The 18,660-nt window shown below is 57.0% G+C and carries 15 protein-coding genes and 3 tRNA genes; 7 read left to right on the forward strand and 11 right to left on the reverse strand.

The annotated features are described in order from the left end of the window. Positions 1 to 28: 28 nt before the first annotated feature. The 3 genes from amiB to nnr are packed head-to-tail and all read right to left on the reverse strand — an operon-like array spanning position 29 to position 3,681. Positions 29 to 1,690 (reverse strand): N-acetylmuramoyl-L-alanine amidase AmiB, encoded by a 1,662-nt coding sequence (gene amiB / locus DBY66_RS09555; RefSeq protein WP_108569957.1) that lies wholly within the window; start codon positions 1,688 to 1,690, stop codon positions 29 to 31. Then, positions 1,687 to 2,160 (reverse strand): tRNA (adenosine(37)-N6)-threonylcarbamoyltransferase complex ATPase subunit type 1 TsaE, encoded by a 474-nt coding sequence (tsaE, locus tag DBY66_RS09560; RefSeq protein ID WP_108569958.1) that lies wholly within the window; start codon positions 2,158 to 2,160, stop codon positions 1,687 to 1,689. The genes amiB and tsaE overlap by 4 nt, the downstream gene beginning before the upstream one ends. Positions 2,161 to 2,166: 6 nt before the next feature. Then, entirely contained in the window at positions 2,167 to 3,681 is a 1,515-nt protein-coding gene (gene nnr, locus DBY66_RS09565) for a bifunctional ADP-dependent NAD(P)H-hydrate dehydratase/NAD(P)H-hydrate epimerase (protein WP_071669171.1), read from the reverse strand. On the opposite strand from nnr, the gene queG reads away from it, so the two are divergent. Then, a complete protein-coding gene (gene queG, locus DBY66_RS09570) occupies positions 3,680 to 4,819 on the forward strand; it encodes a tRNA epoxyqueuosine(34) reductase QueG (RefSeq protein WP_104085379.1) in 1,140 nt (379 codons plus the stop codon). The genes nnr and queG overlap by 2 nt on opposite strands. 425 nt (positions 4,820 to 5,244) lie before the next feature. On the opposite strand, the gene DBY66_RS09575 is transcribed toward queG, so the two are convergent. The 4 genes from DBY66_RS09575 to orn all read right to left on the reverse strand — a co-directional run bounded on the left by DBY66_RS09575 (position 5,245) and on the right by orn (position 6,342). After that, positions 5,245 to 5,320 (reverse strand) — tRNA-Gly (locus DBY66_RS09575). 25 nt (positions 5,321 to 5,345) lie between these two features. Beyond that, positions 5,346 to 5,421, reverse strand: a tRNA-Gly gene (locus DBY66_RS09580). 78 nt (positions 5,422 to 5,499) lie between these two features. Further along, positions 5,500 to 5,575 (reverse strand) — tRNA-Gly (locus tag DBY66_RS09585). A gap of 218 nt (positions 5,576 to 5,793) precedes the next feature. Continuing rightward, positions 5,794 to 6,342 (reverse strand): oligoribonuclease, encoded by a 549-nt coding sequence (orn, locus tag DBY66_RS09590; RefSeq protein WP_039380653.1) that lies wholly within the window; start codon positions 6,340 to 6,342, stop codon positions 5,794 to 5,796. A 102-nt stretch (positions 6,343 to 6,444) separates the two neighbouring features. Between orn and rsgA the strand changes: the two genes are divergently transcribed. From rsgA to mscM, 3 genes are all read left to right on the forward strand, one after another. Further along, a complete protein-coding gene (gene rsgA / locus DBY66_RS09595) occupies positions 6,445 to 7,494 on the forward strand; it encodes a small ribosomal subunit biogenesis GTPase RsgA (RefSeq protein ID WP_039380655.1) in 1,050 nt (349 codons plus the stop codon). Positions 7,495 to 7,589: 95 nt separating this feature from the next. Continuing rightward, positions 7,590 to 8,486, forward strand: a complete 897-nt coding sequence (gene asd / locus DBY66_RS09600; protein WP_108569959.1) for an archaetidylserine decarboxylase — start codon at positions 7,590 to 7,592, stop codon at positions 8,484 to 8,486. Between the two features lie 16 nt (positions 8,487 to 8,502). After that, positions 8,503 to 11,838, forward strand: coding sequence for a miniconductance mechanosensitive channel MscM (gene mscM / locus DBY66_RS09605; RefSeq protein ID WP_071669169.1), 3,336 nt, complete (start codon positions 8,503 to 8,505; stop codon positions 11,836 to 11,838). 47 nt (positions 11,839 to 11,885) lie between these two features. Here the strand turns inward: mscM and mdh are convergent, their stop codons facing one another. Continuing rightward, entirely contained in the window at positions 11,886 to 12,824 is a 939-nt protein-coding gene (gene mdh, locus DBY66_RS09610; protein WP_108569960.1) for a malate dehydrogenase, read from the reverse strand. 419 nt (positions 12,825 to 13,243) lie between these two features. Between mdh and argR the strand changes: the two genes are divergently transcribed. The 3 genes from argR to yhcN (DBY66_RS09625) all read left to right on the forward strand — a co-directional run bounded on the left by argR (position 13,244) and on the right by yhcN (DBY66_RS09625) (position 14,803). Then, entirely contained in the window at positions 13,244 to 13,714 is a 471-nt protein-coding gene (gene argR / locus DBY66_RS09615) for a transcriptional regulator ArgR (protein WP_039380667.1), read from the forward strand. A 465-nt stretch (positions 13,715 to 14,179) separates the two neighbouring features. Beyond that, positions 14,180 to 14,443 carry a peroxide/acid stress response protein YhcN gene (yhcN, locus tag DBY66_RS09620; RefSeq protein ID WP_039380669.1) on the forward strand — a complete coding sequence of 88 codons (264 nt, stop codon included), beginning with the start codon at positions 14,180 to 14,182 and terminating at the stop codon, positions 14,441 to 14,443. Positions 14,444 to 14,536: 93 nt separating this feature from the next. After that, positions 14,537 to 14,803 (forward strand): peroxide/acid stress response protein YhcN, encoded by a 267-nt coding sequence (gene yhcN / locus DBY66_RS09625; RefSeq protein ID WP_039380672.1) that lies wholly within the window; start codon positions 14,537 to 14,539, stop codon positions 14,801 to 14,803. A gap of 60 nt (positions 14,804 to 14,863) precedes the next feature. On the opposite strand, the gene DBY66_RS09630 is transcribed toward yhcN (DBY66_RS09625), so the two are convergent. The 3 genes from DBY66_RS09630 to aaeB form a co-directional block, all read right to left on the reverse strand. After that, on the reverse strand, positions 14,864 to 15,133 hold the full coding sequence (locus DBY66_RS09630) for a hypothetical protein (RefSeq protein WP_094111849.1): 270 nt from the start codon (positions 15,131 to 15,133) through the stop codon (positions 14,864 to 14,866). A 14-nt stretch (positions 15,134 to 15,147) separates the two neighbouring features. Continuing rightward, complete coding sequence (locus tag DBY66_RS09635) at positions 15,148 to 16,602, reverse strand: NAD-dependent succinate-semialdehyde dehydrogenase (RefSeq protein ID WP_104085375.1); 1,455 nt, start codon at positions 16,600 to 16,602, stop codon at positions 15,148 to 15,150. Positions 16,603 to 16,707: 105 nt separating this feature from the next. Further along, on the reverse strand, positions 16,708 to 18,660 hold the full coding sequence (gene aaeB / locus DBY66_RS09640) for a p-hydroxybenzoic acid efflux pump subunit AaeB (protein WP_108569961.1): 1,953 nt from the start codon (positions 18,658 to 18,660) through the stop codon (positions 16,708 to 16,710).

An 18,660-nucleotide genomic window follows, 5' to 3' on the forward strand; every position in this document is an offset into this window, starting at 1 on the left:
TGTAGCTTGCTGGCCCGAAGGCCAGCGATCAGGATTGAGGAATTTTTAAATTCTGTCCCAGCATTACATTGTCTGACTTCATATTATTGGCCTGCATAATCGCTTTCGGACTCACGCCGTAACGCACGGCAATGGCCGTCAGCGAATCACCGCGAACCACTTTGTGGCGCACCGGGCGTGCAGCCGTCGTGCTGACGCGGCTGCCGGCAGGTACTTTCAGGCGCTGCCCCACCCAGACCACGTCGCGCTTCAGGTTGTTGAGATCGCGCAGCGTCGCCATGCTGACCCCATACTTTGCGGCGATTCCCGACAGCGTTTCGCCGCGCGTTACCGTGTGGCGCTGCGTCACGCCCGTATACTGTACGGTTCCGCTGGCGGGATTGCTGGCGACGCTAACCGCTGGTGCGCTGTCCAGCGGCCGGTTTTCCTGCTTTGGGACGGACTGTAACGGATGTGCGAGGAAATAACTGCGCAGGCCTTTATGGATCGCCAGCGCAATTTTTTCCTGGTACGCACTGCTGCCAAGCAGCCGCTCCTCCCCGGCGTTACTGATAAAGCCGGTTTCAACCAGTAAAGATGGAATATCGGGTGAACGCAACACGCCAAGGCTGGCGTGCTCCGGCAACCGTTTATGCAGCGGCGTGATGCCGCGTAACTGCTGCAGAACTTTGACCGCTACGTCATAACCGACGCGCTGTGAGTGGCCAAACTGCAGATCCAGCACCGCCTGGCTGAGATAGGGATCGGCCTGGCTGTTCGCCAGCAGATCGCCCGCTCCGCCCAGCAGCTCAGACTGTTTCTCTTTCTGCTCCAGCCAGTTTGCCATTTCGTTATTGGCGCGCCGGTTTGACAGCACCCAGACGGAAGCGCCGGTTGCCGAGTGGTTTGGCGCCGCATCGGCGTGAATAGAGACCAGCAAATTGGCGTTCTCTTTGCGGGCAACCTCTGAACGTCCCATCACCGAGATAAAGTAATCGCCGTTGCGCGTCAGCACCGGTTTAAACATCGGATCCCGATCCAGCAGCGCTTTAAGCTTGCGTGCAATGGCGATAGTAACGTTTTTTTCCCGCAGCCCGCGCTGCCCCATCGCCCCCGGATCCTGCCCGCCATGACCGGCGTCAATGGCCACAATCACCGCATCGTTAAGGGTAACCGCGCCGCCCGGACGTATCGTGGTGTTGCTGTTGGTCACCGCGGTGACCGGATTGCCATCAAACGGATTGCCCTGGCTGCTGGCTACGCTGGCGCTCTGGCGCGCAGCGGTAACAGGCGCGGCTGCGGTGCTGCTGCGGTTTACCGGCCGGGTGCCGCGCAGGGTAAACACCACGCGATAATTATTGCCGTCACGCTGCGTCGCAGCGCGCGTTTTAGTGGACTGGTTTAAATCAAATACCAGCCGGATGCTCTGGGCATCTTTAGGCTGGCTGTTGCGAATGCGCTGCACGATGTTTTCACCGCTGAAGCTCAGCGGCAGTCCTTTGATCGTGCCGCTCTGGCGAATATCCAGCACCACCCGGTCAGGGTTATGCAGCGGAAAAAAACCGTATACCGGCTGGCCGTTGAAGCTGAGCGTCACCGTTGCCTGATTCGCCCCGTTCTCAACTTTAATATCTGAAAGCGTGGCGGCAAATGACGTAGCGGAAAACAGGCAGAGCACGACCAGCACGATGCTTTTTATCCGTGGCTTCATGCCGGATCTCCCTGCTGCATCTGCTCCAGCAGCACGGCGCCGTGTGCGGAAACCGCCGTGATTTCTGCTTCACGCCCCGTTTCTGCATAACGCAGCGTCAGTGACAGATCGGGCTCGGGCAGAAAGCCTGCGCCCTGCTGCGGCCATTCAACCAGACAGAGCGCCTCACCGCTGAAATAGTCGCGGATACCCATAAACTCCAGCTCTTCCGGATCGGCCAGGCGATAGAGGTCGAAATGATAGAGGGTACGATCGCCAATTTCATAGGGCTCAACCAGCGTATAGGTCGGGCTTTTAACGTTGCCCTGATGACCGAGCGCCTGCAGAAAGCCGCGGCTGAACGTCGTTTTACCGGCGCCCAGATCGCCATACAGATAAATAACCGCCGCGCTGCTGCAAACGCGAGCCAGTTCCGCACCCATTTTCAGGGTTGCCGCCTCATCGGGCAAAGAAATTACACAGGTTTTCATGCGTTATTATTGCATCATCTCTGGATTAACAAACTGCCACAGTTGCTCAAACAAATCAGTGGCTAACATACCGCGCGTTCCGTGCTGGCGGGCAACTGCATCGGCCGCTGCGCCGTGTACCACGCAGCCCGCACAGGCGGCTTCAAACAGCGAAAGCTGCTGGCCCAGCAGGGCCGCAATGATACCGCTCAGCGTATCGCCCATGCCGCCCGACGCCATACCGGCGTTACCGACATCAGCAATGGCAATATCGCCCGCGGCGCTGGCAATGACCGTACCGGCGCCTTTCAGAACCACGACTCCGCCATAACGCCGGGCCAGGTTCTGCGCGGCCTGCAGGCGATCGTGCTCGATCTCACTGGTTTTTACTCCGAGCAGCCGGGCCGCTTCGCCGGGATGCGGCGTAATGATGCGATTCTGACGGTTATCCGGATTGATTGCCAGCAGGTTAAGCGCATCTGCATCCCAAAGCATGGGCTTTTCACAGGCCGCGACCTGCTGCAGCGCCTGCTGTGCCCAGTCGCGTTGTCCCATACCCGGCCCAATCGCCACGACGTCCGCCCACGCCAGCGCGTTATGCAGTTTTTCGCGCGTAAATGCATCAACCATCAGCTCAGGACGTGCGGTAATAAGCGGACCGATATTATCAGCCTGCGTCAGCACGCGCACCAGTCCGGCACCGCTGCGTAGTGCCGCCTCGCCGGTCATACGGATGGCGCCGGCAGTACCGCTGTCGCCGCCAATAATCAGCAGCTGTCCGTGATCGCCTTTATGCGAGGTCGCCTGGCGCGGTTTAAGCCAGCGCGTCAGGTGCTCCGCTGCATAGCGCCGGACAGGCGCCTGTTGCCCGCTGAGCCAGGCATCAAGGCCCAGCGTATCGCAGTGCAGCTCACCGACATGATCGCGTGCTTTTCCCGTCAGCAGACCCGGCTTCAGCGCAATCATGCTCAGCGTGCGACTGGCGACAACCGCCGCACCTGGCGTGGCACCGGTCGTCGCCAGTAAGCCGGACGGCACGTCGATAGCGAGTACCGGCGCGGTGTGCTGATTGATCGCTTCAATCAGGGGTGCATAAGGTGCCGCTGGCGCGCGGCTGAGGCCGGTGCCCAGCAGCGCGTCCACAATCAAATCGACCTGCTCCGGCCACGGGCTGTCTGCGGCATGAATCTCGCCGCCTGCGTCCAGCCAGGCTTCACGCGCCTGCCGTGCTTCATCAGGCAGCGGCCTGCTGCCCTCACACGCCAGCAGCGTGACCGCCATACCGGCTGCCTGAGCCAGCCGCGCAATGACGTAGCCATCACCGCCGTTGTTGCCGTGGCCGCACAGGATCAGCCAGTGTCCGGCCTCTGGCCAGCTCTGACGCGCCAGGGTAAAGCTCGCCTGACCGGCGCGCTGCATCAGTTCATAAAGCGTCAGCCCCAGGCTGTCTGCTGCATCCTGCTCCAGCTGCGCCATGGCCTGCGCAGGCCAGACAGAGTGTGGTAAACTGCGCGCGTTTGCATCAACTGCCTGGTTTCTCATGTCATACCCTCTCGATCTTCAACAGCTTGCTCAACAGATTAAACAGTGGGGGCGCGACCTCGGCTTTCAGCAGGTCGGCATCTGCGACACCGATTTACGTGCTGAAGAGCCAAAGCTACAGGCGTGGCTGGACAAGCAGTATCACGGTGAGATGGCATGGATGGCGCGCCACGGCATGATGCGTGCGCGTCCGCATGAACTGTTGCCCGGCACGCTGCGGGTGATCAGCGTCCGCATGAACTATCTGCCCGCAAAAGCGGCTTTTGCCCAAACCCTGAAAAATCCTCAGCTTGGCTACGTCAGCCGCTATGCGCTGGGTCGCGACTATCACAAAGTATTGCGCAATCGTCTGAAAAAGCTCGGAGAAATGATCCAGGCGCACTGCAGTGAACTCAATTTTCGCCCGTTTGTGGATTCCGCTCCCGTAATGGAGCGGCAGCTGGCGGCGAAAGCGGGCCTCGGCTGGACCGGAAAACATTCACTGATTCTGAATCGTGAAGCGGGCTCATGGTTTTTCCTTGGTGAACTGCTGATCGATCTGCCGCTGCCGGTGGATGCTCCCCAGGAGGAGCAGTGTGGCCGCTGCGTCGCCTGCATGACGATCTGCCCGACCGGGGCCATTGTTGAGCCCTATGTTGTGGATGCGCGGCGCTGTATCTCCTACCTCACCATTGAGCTGGAAGGCGCCATCCCTGAAGCGTTGCGTCCGCTCATCGGCAACCGTATTTATGGCTGTGATGACTGCCAGCTGATCTGTCCCTGGAACCGCTACAGCCAGCTGACGGATGAAGCGGACTTTTCACCGCGTGCGGTACTGCATGCGCCAGAGCTGACCGCGCTGTTTGGCTGGGACGAAGCGCGTTTTCTGCGCGTGACGGAAGGCTCGGCAATCCGGCGAATCGGTCATCTGCGCTGGCTGCGCAACATTGCCGTGGCGCTGGGCAATGCCCCCTGGTCAGCTGAATGCGTGGCGGCGCTGCAGCAGCGACGCGGTGAAGATCCGCTGCTGGATGAGCATATTGACTGGGCGCTGGATCAGCAGCAGCAGAAGCGCGCAGCTGAAGTTATTGAGGTGCAGCCTGCGAAAACGCTGCGTTTAGTCCGCGCCGTGGAAAAGGGTCTGACACGTGATGCATGATTGAGCGCATCTGCTGCACACAGGCTTGTCCACACGCTGTGCATAAGATTTTTTCATAAAAATAGTGACGCACAGGCATGCGTGGTCTATAGAGACCATTAACATAATGAAATAGTGATTTATATAATAAAAACAATTACTTGAATGTAAATTGTAAACTTATATTTGCTGAATAACGCGCAGGTGTCGAGCCAGAGCTTGTGGATAACTCTGTTTAAAAGGGTTTTGCATGATGGGTATAACGCCGCCTTTCAGGTGCGGACAAATTGTGGATAACTTGCAGCGGTATGCAGCAAACCATCGGCAATATCGACGCTGACACAGCGTGTGTAATGTTCAGAACAACGCAGACTGCAGAAAGAGCAAAAGCAGTGCTTAATGTCTGATGACGCCCGCAGGCAGGAAACAATCGTGAATAAGAAAACTGGAGCGGGAAACGAGACTCGAACTCGCGACCCCGACCTTGGCAAGGTCGTGCTCTACCAACTGAGCTATTCCCGCAAAGAGGTTACTACAAAACAGATTCTGGAGCGGGAAACGAGACTCGAACTCGCGACCCCGACCTTGGCAAGGTCGTGCTCTACCAACTGAGCTATTCCCGCATTATCGTTGATATTCAGCCTGCTGCTATGCGGCAAAGCAAAACATCTGATATTGGTATCTGACTACATCTTTAAATCTGGAGCGGGAAACGAGACTCGAACTCGCGACCCCGACCTTGGCAAGGTCGTGCTCTACCAACTGAGCTATTCCCGCATCATCATCGCGACTATCTGAACCGGCGTAACTTTCACGCGGAGGGATAAACGCTGATGCTTTACTGCTGCGCACCACACGAAATTCTTCATCGGTACGGGGTGCGCATTATACGAGAATTCGTTTTTGCCGCAAGCCTCTTATCGCAAAATTTTGCGCTTTCAGCGCGTTTGCTGCTTTAATCGACAAAATGATGCTTTACTGTGCATTTCAGGCCGTTAAAGCTGTAAAAAATGCTCGCGATAGTATGCCAGCTCCGCGATTGACTCGCGAATATCATCCAGCGCCTGGTGCGTACCCGCTTTTTTAAAGCCCGGCAGGATCTGCGGTTTCCAGCGTCGCGCCAGCTCTTTCAGCGTGCTGACATCCAGATAGCGGTAATGGAAGTAGGCTTCCAGCTCTGGCATATAGTTAAACAGAAAACGGCGATCCTGACCGATACTGTTGCCGCAAATCGGTGAAGTGTTGGCAGGCACCCACTGCTGCAGAAACGCCAGCGTGGCTTGTTCTGCCGCCCGATCGTCATACTGACTCGTTTTGACCCGCTCCACCAGGCCACTGCCGGTATGGGTCCGCACGTTCCACTCATCCATCAGGGCCAGCTGCTCATCAGACTGATGCACCGCCAGTACCGGCCCCTCAGCGAGCACGTTTAAGTTTGCATCGGTAACGATCGTCGCGATCTCAATAATGCGATCGCGAAGCGGATCGAGTCCGGTCATTTCAAGGTCGATCCAGATCAGGTTATTTTCGTTTCCAGCTGTCATCTATTTTCCATCCATTGCCAGTGTCGTCATTCGACCGCGTTAAGGTGTATCATAGACGTTTTGCCCAGCGGGGCGAAGCCTGGCGAAAGCGTGAGAGGATGCGTGAGCAAAAATAAACTGTCGAAGGGTCAACAACGTCGCGTAAGCGCAAACCATCAGCGTCGTCTGCAGCAACGGAGTGAAAAACCGGAGCCTGATGATAGCCTGTTTGGCGATGCGTCTGAGGGCGTGGTGATCAGCCGCTTTGGCATGCACGCAGATGTCGAAGACCAGGCGGGCGAAGTGCATCGCTGTAATATCCGCCGCACTATCCGCTCGCTGGTTACCGGCGATCGCGTTGTATGGCGTGCAGCGAATGAAAATGGCGGTAAAGGTATCGTTGAAGCGGTACACGAGCGTAAAACCGTGCTGACCCGCCCCGATTTTTATGACGGCGTAAAGCCTATCGCGGCCAATATCGATCAGATCATGATCGTGTCAGCTATTTTGCCGGAGCTTTCGCTCAATATTATCGACCGCTATCTGGTCGCCAGCGAAACGCTGGGTATTGAGCCGTTACTGGTACTCAACAAGATCGATCTGCTGGATAGTGACGCGCGTGCGTTTGTTGATGAGCAGATGGATATCTATCGCCATATCGGCTATCGCGTGCTGATGGTCTCCAGCTACGCACAGGATGGCCTGAAAGATCTGGAAGCGGCACTGACCGGGCGCGTCAGCATTTTTGCCGGCCAGTCAGGCGTGGGTAAATCGAGCCTGCTGAACCGGCTGCTGGGACTGGATGTTGCCGGCAGTGAGATTCTGACCAATGATGTGTCGGATGTGTCCGGACTGGGTCAGCACACCACGACCGCCTCACGTCTTTACCACTGCCCGCACGGCGGCGATGTGATCGACTCGCCCGGAGTGCGTGAATTTGGCCTGTGGCACCTTGAGCCGGAACAGGTTACCCGCGGATTTATCGAATTCCGCGAATTTCTCGGCAGCTGTAAGTTCCGCGACTGCAAGCACGATACCGATCCCGGCTGCGCAATCCGTGAAGCGGTAGAGAATGGCCTGATCAACGCGTCGCGCTTTGATAATTACCACCGTATTCTTGAGAGTATGGCGCAGGTAAAAACGCGTAAAAACTTTTCTGCCGATGAAGATTGATCGGTAAAACGACATAGTCGCTAACTCACCGGGGCGCTGCTACAATCCGCCCCCCTTTTTTACGTAAACCACAGGTATTAAGCCAGGAGGCAACGGTGTTTGATCGTTTTAAACTCGGCCTGAATCATATTCTGCCCAAGAAGGCGCTGACCGAACTCGCCGGCTGGGGCGCCAGTCGCCGCGGTGGCTGGCTGACCAAAGCGGTCATTGATGCTTTCGTCTGGTTCTATAAAGTTGACATGGCGGAAGCCAGTAAGCCACATACCGGCAGCTATCGCACGTTCAACGATTTCTTTGTCCGCCCGCTGAAAGAGGGTGCCCGCCCTGTCGATCCTGACGCCTCGCTGCTGGCGCTGCCGTGTGATGGCGCGATCAGCCAGCTGGGCCGCATCACCGGCGATCAGATTTTTCAGGCGAAAGGACACTACTATACGCTGCAGGCGCTGCTGGCAGGCAACGACGAGCTGGCAGAGAAGTTTATTGATGGGGAGTTCGTTACCACTTATCTTGCCCCGCGCGACTACCACCGCGTGCATATGCCCTGCAACGGCATTCTGCGTGAAATGATCTACGTGCCGGGCGACCTCTACTCCGTTAACCCGCTCACGGCGCGCAATATTCCTAATCTGTTTGCGCGTAATGAGCGCGTTATCTGCGTATTTGATACCGATCACGGCCCGATGGTGCAAATTCTGGTGGGTGCCACTATCGTCGGCAGTATTGAAACTGTCTGGGCAGGAACCGTGACGCCGCCGCGTGAAGGTGTGATCAAACGCTGGCGCTATCCTTCTGCCGAACATGATGGTGCGGTCGTACTGCTGAAAGGTCAGGAAATGGGCCGTTTCAAGCTGGGTTCAACCGTAATCAACCTGTTCGCTCCTGACCGGGTAAAACTGGCGGAAAGCCTGGAGACGGAAAGTAAAACGCGTCTCGGCCAGCCGCTGGCTATTGCACTGCCGCAGTCTGGCGACAGCGCCCCGCTGACTCAATAATCAGAGACCTGCTCCCGTGCGCGCTTTCCTTGTTCTACTGCTGAGCCTCGTGCTCAGCAGCCCTCTCTGTGCCGCCTCCCTCCCCTCCACTACGCAGCTGCAGCAGGAGCTGGATGAGGCGAAATCCGCTAAAAACAGTCCTGCACAAACCGAACAGGTGCAGGCGCTGGAAGCGGCCATCAATTTTCTCTCTGAACGCAGCGACTCGCTGGAGCGGGCGAAGCAGTATCAGCAGGTGATCGACGATTTTCCCCGGCTGGCACGCGAACTGCGCCAGCAGATCGCCACGCTGAACGAGACCAGCAAACCCGTACGCAGCAACATGAGCAATGCGGAACTGGATCAGGAAATACTCCAGGTCAGCAGCCAGCTGCTGGAAGAGGGACGGCAGGCGCAGCAGGAGCAGGACCGCGCACGTGAAATCAGCGACTCGCTGGCGCAGCTGCCGCAGCAGCAGACTGATGCGCGCCGTGCCATGACGGAGAATGAGCGTCGCGCGCAGGGCATTTCAAACAACGCGTCACCCCTTGCCCAGGCGCAGGTGTATGCCCGTCAGGCGGAAAGCGCAGCGAGCAAAGCCCGGGTGGATGAGCTGGAGCTGGCGCAGCTTTCAGCCAATAACCGTCAGGAGCTGGCCCGCATGCGGGCAGAAGTGCATCAGCGGAAAGCCACGCAGCTGGATAACTATCTGCAGGCGCTGCGCAGCCAGCTGAACAATCAGCGTCAGCGCGAGGCGGAACTGGCGCTGGAGCGCACGGAGCAGCTGGCGGAAAACAGCGGCGATCTGCCGCCCACCATTAGCGAGCAGCTGCGTATTAATCGTCAGCTCTCTGCCGATCTGAATCAGCAGGCGCAGCGTATGGATCTGGTCGCCTCGCAGCAGCGTCTGGCAACTAATCAGACGCTGCAGGTGCGCCAGGCGCTGAGCACGCTGCGCGAGCAGTCACAGTGGCTGGGCGCCTCTAATTTGCTGGGTGAAGCGCTGCGCGCGCAGGTAGCCCGTCTGCCCGATATGCCAAAAGCACAGCAGATCGATAGCGAAATGGGCGAGCTGCGGGTACAGCGGCTGCACTATGAGTCACTGCTCGAGCGTCAGCAGACATTGCGTAAAGAGAAGCAGGAAGATGGCACGCCTTATACCAGCGAACAGAGCCGGATCCTGGACGCGCAGCTGCGCACCCAGCGTGAACTGCTTAATTCGCTGATCTCCGGCTGCGATACGCTGATTCTGGAGATCACTAAGCTGCGGGTGTCAAACACGCAGCTGCAGGATGCGCTCAGCGAAGTTAAAGAGGCGACGCATCGTTACCTCTTCTGGACGGCAGATGTCAGTCCGGTGGGCCTGAAGTATCCCCTTGAGGTAGCAAGCGCCCTCACCCGCCTGCTGTCGCTGGATACGCTGGGTCAGATGGGCAAAGCGCTGGCCATGATGTTTACCAGTCGCGAAACGGTGCTGCCGATTATGGGTGCCGTGCTGCTGGTGGGTTTCAGCATCAGCTCACGCCGCCACTACAACGCGTTTATGGCGCGCGCCGCCAGCCGCGTGGGCAAAGTGACACAGGATCGCTTCAGCCTGACGCTGCGGACGGTATTCTGGTCCATTCTGGTGGCGCTGCCGCTGCCGGTGCTCTGGGCGGCACTGGGGTATGGCCTGCAGCATGCGTGGCCCTATCCGTTTGCCGTGGCGATAGGGGATGGCATTACCGCCACGCTGCCTCTGCTGTGGGCGTTTATGATCAGCGCCGCCTTTGCCCGTCACGACGGCCTGTTTGTCGTGCATTTTCGCTGGCCGCAGACGCGGGTGGCGCGCGCCATGCGCTACTATTCGCTGACGGTTGGGCTGATTGTACCGCTGATCATGCTGCTGATCGCCTTTGGCAATCTGGAAGATCCGCAGTTTTCCGCGACGCTGGGACGACTCTGTTTTGTGCTGATTTGCGGTGCACTGAGCATTGTCACGGTCAGCCTGAAGCGCGCCGGTATTCCGCTTTATCTTGATAAAGAGGGCAGCGGTGATAATTTTGTCAATCGCATCCTGTGGAACCTGATGATCGCCATTCCGCTGGTGGCCGCTTTTGCATCCTGCATCGGCTATCTGGCAACCGCCCAGGCGCTGCTGGCTCGCCTGGAAACCTCAGTCTGTATCTGGTTCTTCCTGCTGGTGATTTATCACATTATTCGCCGCTGGATGCTGATTCAGCGCCGACGCATTGCGTTCGATCGCGCCCGCCAGCGTCGCGCTGATATGCTGGCCAATCGCGCCCGCAGTGAAGAAGAAAAAGAGCAGCAGAGCGCCACCAATACTGACACCATTGAAATCGATGAGCCGGTGATTGACCTCGATGCCATCAGTGCGCAGTCGCTGCGGCTGGTGCGCTCTATCCTGACGCTGATTGCACTGGTATCGGTGATCCTGCTCTGGTCGGAAATCCACTCCGCGTTTAGCTTCCTCGATAACATTCCGCTCTGGGATGCCAGTACCACGGTTCAGGGCGTTGAGAGCGTGCAGCCTATCACGCTGGGTGCGGTGCTTATCGCCATTCTGGTGCTGATCATCACCACGCAGCTGGTCCGCAATATGCCTGCGCTGCTGGAGCTGGCGCTGCTGCAGCATCTCAGCCTCGCGCCGGGTACCGGCTACGCCATTACAACGCTGACCAAATATGCGCTGATGCTGATGGGGGGCCTGATAGGCTTCTCAATGATTGGCGTGGAGTGGTCAAAGCTGCAGTGGCTGGTCGCTGCACTGGGTCTTGGGCTCGGATTTGGCCTGCAGGAGATTTTTGCCAACTTTATCTCCGGCCTGATTATCCTGTTTGAAAAACCGATCCGCATCGGCGATACCGTCACCATTCGCGATCTTACCGGCAGCATTACGCGTATTAACACCCGCGCGACCACCATTACCGACTGGGACCGGAAAGAGATTATCGTGCCCAATAAAGCGTTTATTACCGAGCAGTTTGTGAACTGGTCTTTGTCAGATTCCGTTACGCGTGTGGTGCTGACGATACCGGCGCCGGCGCGCGTAAACAGTGAAGAAGCCACCACCATACTCAAACAGGCGGCCGAGCGCTGCACCTACGTGCTGGATATGCCGCCGCCGGAAGTTTACCTGGTGGACCTGCAGCAGGGTATTCAGCTGTTTGAGCTGCGCGTGCATGCGGCAGAGATGGGCCATCGCATGCCGCTGCGGCATGAGCTGCATCAGCTCATTCTGCGGGGCTTCGCGGAGCACAATATTGAGATGCCTTTCCCGCCCTTCCAGGTGCGTATGGAAACGCTGGGACGCAAAACGCCTGCCGGCAATGGCACGGCGGCGACGCAGACCTTCAAATCTGGCGGACTGTAACAAAAACGCCCGGCTTCAGCCGGGCGTTTCACACTGCGTAACAGGAGTTACTGCTTCACAAACTCTTCACCCTGCGCAATATCTTTTTTCAGCGTCTCCAGCATGCCGTTCAGCGCCTGCTGTTCAAATTCGCTCAGCGTGCCCAGCGGGCGACGTTCGGCAATCCCGTTTTTCCCCAGCAGCAGCGGCTGAGAGAAGAAGCGCGCATATTCACCGTCGCCTTCGACATAGGCGCATTCAACTACATTGGCCTCACCCTGCAGCGCACGGATCAGCGACAGACCAAAGCGTGCGGCGGCCTGCCCCATTGAGAGAGTCGCCGATCCGCCACCCGCTTTGGCTTCCACCACTTCGGTGCCGGCGTTCTGAATACGCTTTGTAAGATCGGCGGTCTCCTGCTCGCTGAAGCTGACGCCCGGCACCTGCGACAGCAGCGGCAGAATGGTCACGCCAGAGTGGCCGCCCACGACCGGCACCTCTACTTCTCCTGGCTGTTTACCCTTGAGCGCAGCGACAAAGGTATTAGCACGAATGACATCCAGCGTGGAGACGCCAAACAGCCGGTTTTTATCGTAAACGCCGGCTTTTTTCAGCACCTCTGCGGCGATCGCCACGGTGGTATTAACCGGATTAGTAATGACGCCAATCAGCGCTTTTGGCGCCGTGCTGGCTACCTGCGCGATCAGGTTTCGGACAATGCCCGCGTTAACGTTAAACAAATCCGCGCGATCCATGCCGGGCTTACGCGCTACCCCGGCAGAAATCAGGACCACGTCGGCCCCCTTCAGCGCAGGGGTGGCATCTTCACCGCTGAAACCTTCAACCGTCACAGCGGTAGGGATATGGCTGAGATCGACCGCCACGCCAGGCGTGACCGGTGCAATATCATAGAGAGAGAGGGCGGAACCCGCGGGTAACTGCGTTTTGAGCAACAGAGCCAGCGCCTGGCCAATACCGCCAGCGGCTCCGAGAACGGCAACTTTCATCCTGAACTCCTTATTAAGATGGGGCAAAGATATGCCAGAAATCCATCAGCTTACGAGTTTAGTCAACATCTCAGGCGATAGCGACATAGCCGTTGCGCACAGGCAGCCTGCTGCTATCTGCTTCCGATACCGCTCTGTTTCAGAAGCGCCTGAATGATCTTATCGCAGCCAGCAGAGATATACGGCTTTGATCGTCGATCTGGTTGTTACCACGTCAATAGTATAACAACTTTGTAACCTCTGCTTTGCGCGTCAGCGCGCGATTTTGGTGCGTAGCCAGTTTCTGCTAGAATGCCCGTCCCGCGCGGACGTATGGCGAAAGTCGCTGCTGACGCATTGCATAAAAATTCATCTAAATGCATAATAATTTATCAGCTGCAGGCTTGTTGCCTGCTGCGCCTCTTATTCATTGGTAGCTTATGCGTAATCCTTCAAAACAAGACGACCTTATCAAGGCATTTAAAGCCTTGCTTAAAGAAGAAAAATTCAGCTCTCAGGGCGAAATCGTGCAGGCGCTGCAGGAAGATGGCTTTGAAAATATCAATCAGTCAAAAGTCTCCCGCATGCTGACAAAGTTTGGCGCGGTGCGCACGCGCAACGCAAAAATGGAGATGGTTTACTGCCTGCCCGCTGAACTGGGCGTCCCTACCGCTACCAGCCCGCTGAAAAACCTGGTGCTGGATATCGATTACAATGAAGCGCTGGTTGTGATTCATACCAGTCCGGGCGCCGCGCAGCTGATTGCCCGCCTGCTCGATTCTCTCGGCAAAGCAGAAGGAATTCTGGGTACTATTGCCGGCGATGACACCATTTTCATCACGCCGGCGCGTGCTTTTACCGTTAAGCAGCTCTATGACGCGGTACTGGTGCTGTTTGAGCAGGAGCTGTAACACTTCTTTGCCGGCGGCCAGTCTGCCGGCACCTTCTGGCGTTCAGATACCTGATGTCCTCTGTTACTTCGCCCCGCCTTTATCGCTAAAGGTTATCAGGCTGGCTGATATAGGTCAGACCTTTAAGCTCCTGTTACTCTCAGCCATATATTCTCCTGCCTGTAACCGCTCTTTCGCCCGTTTTAACTAATTTTCTCGCCAGCGTGCAGCGGCATTGACCATAAACTTTGGCACGAAAAGTTAATTTGACGCAGATCACTGTTTTTGCGAAAAAAAAGCGCTTAACGGATGAAAAACAGCCGATTTTAATAACTTAACGTTATAAAAAGATGGCATAAGGATAAAGGATAACAACGAAACATTATTAGCGAAGTATTAATTTCCCGCGTGATTAGATCTATACTTCTTTTCGTGACGCAAATCACACTAACTAAAAAGATAAAAATCACAGACGAGGAAAATACCATGAACGTTAAAGCGGCTATCGCCACCCTAAGCATTCTTTCTGCACTCTCATTTGGCGCTTCTGCAGCAGATTCTATTTCTGCCGATCAGGCAGCGAACCTGCAGTCTGCCGGCACCATCAGCGTCAGCGGCGTGGGCGGCTCGCCAATGGATATCCACCAGCAGCTGAATGCGAAAGCCGATGCGCAGGGCGCAAAAGCGTATCGTGTTATCGAGGCTTATAACGACAACACATACCACGCTACAGCTGAACTCTATAAATAACTGTCAACCGGCGTGATACAACGCCGATGTTAATCGACGACCCGCTTACTCTGGTGTAGCTGCAGGTTGTTGATGCTAACGAGGAGATACATCATGAAAATCAAAACAACTCTTGCAACGGCTGGCCTGCTCTCTCTGTTTGCCTTTGGCGCCTCTGCGGCTCAACTGGTTACCAGTGAATCAGCACAAAATCTGCAGCCTGCTGGCAGCACCATCTCAATCAGCGGTACCGGCGGTTCACCAATGGATTATCGCGAACAGCTTTCTCAGAAAGCTGATGCGCAGGGCGCCAGTGCTTACCGCGTCATCGAAGCGCGTACCGGCGACAGCTATCATGTGACCGCCGAACTCTATAAGTAATTCCTCGTCACCCCTGACGAACCCTTTGGCCCCGCTTTGCGGGGCCCTTTTTGGGTTGTATTACTGAGCGGTAAAGCGGAGCTGGCCCTCCAGCTCCTCTTCTGCCTTTTCAAATAGCAGGATCAGTGCGCTATACCGGCGTTTCTGCCCTCTCCCCAGATTAACGAAGACAATTTCCAGCGGCAGCGGAAGCTGTTCACCGGTCATCACCCGCCAGAGATCGTCCGGATCGCGAATAGCGGCCTCGTTCAGCATAAAACGCTCGCCAAACTGACTGTAGAAGTGGGCCTGATCGACGATTTCATCAAAATCGAAACGCTCGGTTCGCATGCTGTATCCTCCTGCTAAGAGAGACCGCCCAGATGCAGCGCTTTGACTTCCAGGTACTCTTCGATACCCAGCACTGAGCCTTCGCGTCCCAGACCTGATTCTTTAATCCCGCCAAACGGCGCCACCTCAGTAGAGACCGCGCACTCATTAATACCGATCATCCCCGCTTCCAGCGCGGCAGCGACGCGGAACACCCGCTGCAGATTCTGCGTATAGAAGTAGGCAGCCAGACCATATTCGGTATCATTCGCCCGCCCGATTACCTCCTCTTCACTGCTGAAGCGGAAGCAGGCCGCAACCGGACCAAATGTCTCCTCCTGCGCCAGCATCATGCTCTCCTGCGCCCCGGCAATAACCGTGGGCTGCCAGAAATTGCCGCCCAGCGCATGCCGTTCGCCACCGGTGACAATTCGGCCACCTTTACGCACCGCATCCTGCACATGCTCTTCAACTTTTTCCAGCGCGGAGGCAGCGATCAGCGGCCCGACGATTACGCCTTCATCCATACCGTTCCCGACTTTGAGCTGCTTAACCGCTTCTGCCAGCTGCGTAACAAAGCGATCGTAAATCTGCTCATGGATATAAAAACGATTCACGCTCACGCAGACCTGACCGGCATTGCGGAATTTATTGGCAATCGCACCCTGTACCGCAGCGTCAATATCCGCATCTTCAAAGACGATATATGGCGCGTTGCCGCCCAGCTCCATGGAGACCTTTTTCATCGTCTCAGCCGCATTGCGCATCAGCGTTTTGCCCACGGCAGTGGAACCGGTAAACGAGATTTTGCGCACCGCGCGTGAGGCCATGATAGCGTCGCTGATCGCCTGGGTATCGCCCGCGACGGCATTGAGCACGCCGTCCGGCACGCCAGCCTGCTGCGCCAGGGCTATCAGGGCAAAGGCGCTGAGCGGTGTATTGTTCGCCGGTTTAATAATCCCGGTGCAGCCTGCGGCCAGCGCCGGCCCAAGCTTACGGGTCAGCATCGCCATCGGGAAATTCCAGGGGGTAATCGCCGCGACCACGCCAACCGGTTCACGCGTGGCCAGAATACGCGAGCCGGGTTTAGCGGGCGGAATAATCTCGCCGTTAGCGCGCTTTGCCTCTTCTGCAAACCACTGAATAAAGCTCGCGGCATACTCTACTTCGCCTTCCGCCTCTTTGACCGGCTTACCCTGCTCGGCGGTCATCAGCTCTGCAAGCCAGCGTTTGTTTTCCACGATCAGCTGATACCAGCGCATCAGGATCCCGGATCGCTCTTTGGCCGTTTTATCCCGCCAGCCGGGGAAAGCGCGCTGCGCGGCGGCGATCGCCTGTTCGGTTTCCGCTTTACCCGCTTTGGCGACGCGGGCAATGACCTCGCCGGTCGCCGGATTGGTTACGTCAAACGTCGCGGAGGCAGCATGCCATTGACCCGCAGCGAAGAAGCCGGTTTTGAAGAGTTCATGTTGCTGCAAAGAAGCGGACATCGATATTCTCCTGTCAGTATGCATCCGTCAGGAAAGTATAGATGGCAACGCGCAGCCGATTTGTGTCAGCGTGGCATAAACCCGCCGCCGCCCGGGGCGGCAGGCTTAAATCTGGATGAGGGTGTTCTGATATTTGTCCAGCATCTGCGTCAGGCGGGCGACCGGCTCCGTGACGCTGGCAGGGGCACTATAATGCGCCAGCTTCTCCTGATAGCCAGCCAGCTCCTGCAACAGCGTTTTGAACGCGTCGCGTCGCTTATCATCGCTGCTGGCTGAGATAACCCGATCCGCGGTGTGTCGCAGCTGCCGGTGATAAGCGGAGAGCTCCGCATTGACCGGCACTTCTGCATTACGCAGCCGCTGATGACCAATGATCAGCGTCAGGGCGATACGGTATTTATCGATATCGCCCGGAAACAGATTGAGCAGCAGAAAAAGCTGCTGATAAAGCGCCGGCAGATGGTTTTCCCGGCGCCGGGCCTGATTCGTCGTCAGCGCTGCAACAGCAGCATACATCAGGCGATTCAGCAGTTTGCGGCCGGTACGCGCTTTGGATTTATCGCGAATCAGCAAAATCACCATCATGGCGACAAAGCTGCCGATCCACTGCCCCAGCGCGTTATCCAGAAACACGTTGAATTCAAACTTCATCGGGTTATCCAGCACCAGCACATTGATTGTGCCGATCAGCGCGCCCAGCGTGCCAATCTGCCGCCGCTGCACAAAGACACCGCCGACAAAGCCGAGCAGGCCGATGGCGATGCAAAGCAGCAGCGCACTCTGCTGCGTGGCAGGCAGAACCCAGGTGAAGTAGAACAACCCGAGCGGCACGGCGACCGCCATACCGTAAAAGAAATCTTTGGCCATCATCAGCGGATTGGGCATGCGCATCGCCAGTGCGGTGATCACCCCCAGCATGACCATGCAGCCGCTGCCGGAGGTCCAGCCGGTATAGAGCCAGAACAGGGCCCCCAGCGCGGTGGCGACAAAGGTGCGAATACCGTTGATCATCGCATGGTGAGTTTCAGCCGAACGGGCCTGAACGATAATCTCCCGCTGCAGGATGTTCTCTTCAAGGGCGCTGATACGGCTGTTGCATTTAATCCCTTTGATCAGCAGCAGATATTCAGTCGCTGCTCCGGTCCAGCTCGCCAGCGTGACCGGAACCGTTTTGCTGCTGTCGCTGATAACGCGACGCAGCACTTTCATGCGCTTATGCACCTCACCGGCGCTGTTTGCCTCTTTTTCCAGCAGCAGCCGGAACTGCGGCGGAATATAGTCGGGCCGGGAGTTCTGGATAAGAAACGTCTCAGCGGCCTGCGTAATCAGCGTCAGCGACAGCGTATTAAGCATCTTTAGCCGGCGACTGCTGTTCTGCCAGCGAGACGACTCCATCATCAGCTGGCTGCGCATGCCGTTCAGGGCAGTGGTGCGGCGTACCAGCGCGCTCCAGGCTTTGTCCACCTCATCTTTATCTTCATGCGCAACGCAGAGCTGCAGCAGTTTATAGTGTGCCACCAGCAGCGCATCCACTTCGGCATCAATCACTTTTTTAATGGAGCGCGGTGAAAACAGCATATCTGCCAGAATCGCACAGAGGATCCCGAGCACAATTTCGCTGCAGCGCTCAACGGCAAACTGGGGGGCGAGCGTCAGCCCGCCGGTTGCGTCAGCGGTTACGACGATAATCAGTGCCGTGTAGCCTGCCAGCCCAAGCGCATAGGAGTTTTCGACTTTGATCAGCGAAGAGAGCCAGACGCAGAAACCGGCCCACATGCAGCACAGCAGCAACATCACGACCGGCGCACGCACGGTGGTGATCATGATAGTCAGCGCAGCGATACAGCCGATAAAGGTGCCGATGATGCGCAACACGCCGCGATAGCGCAGCGCGCCGGAGTAGGGATCGCCGCCGGCAGCAAAGGCGGTACCGCCAGCGACAATACCGGCCGTCATCACCGCCCAGCGCGGCGTTTCCAGATGAAAGTGAAAGCCAATCATCAGCGCGGCCACCAGCGCAAACGTCAGCTTGATCGGGAAACGCAAAAACTCAATCAT

Origin of the sequence: Pantoea sp. RIT413, assembly GCF_003057675.2 — a bacterium.
Lineage (GTDB): Bacteria > Pseudomonadota > Gammaproteobacteria > Enterobacterales > Enterobacteriaceae > Pantoea > Pantoea eucrina.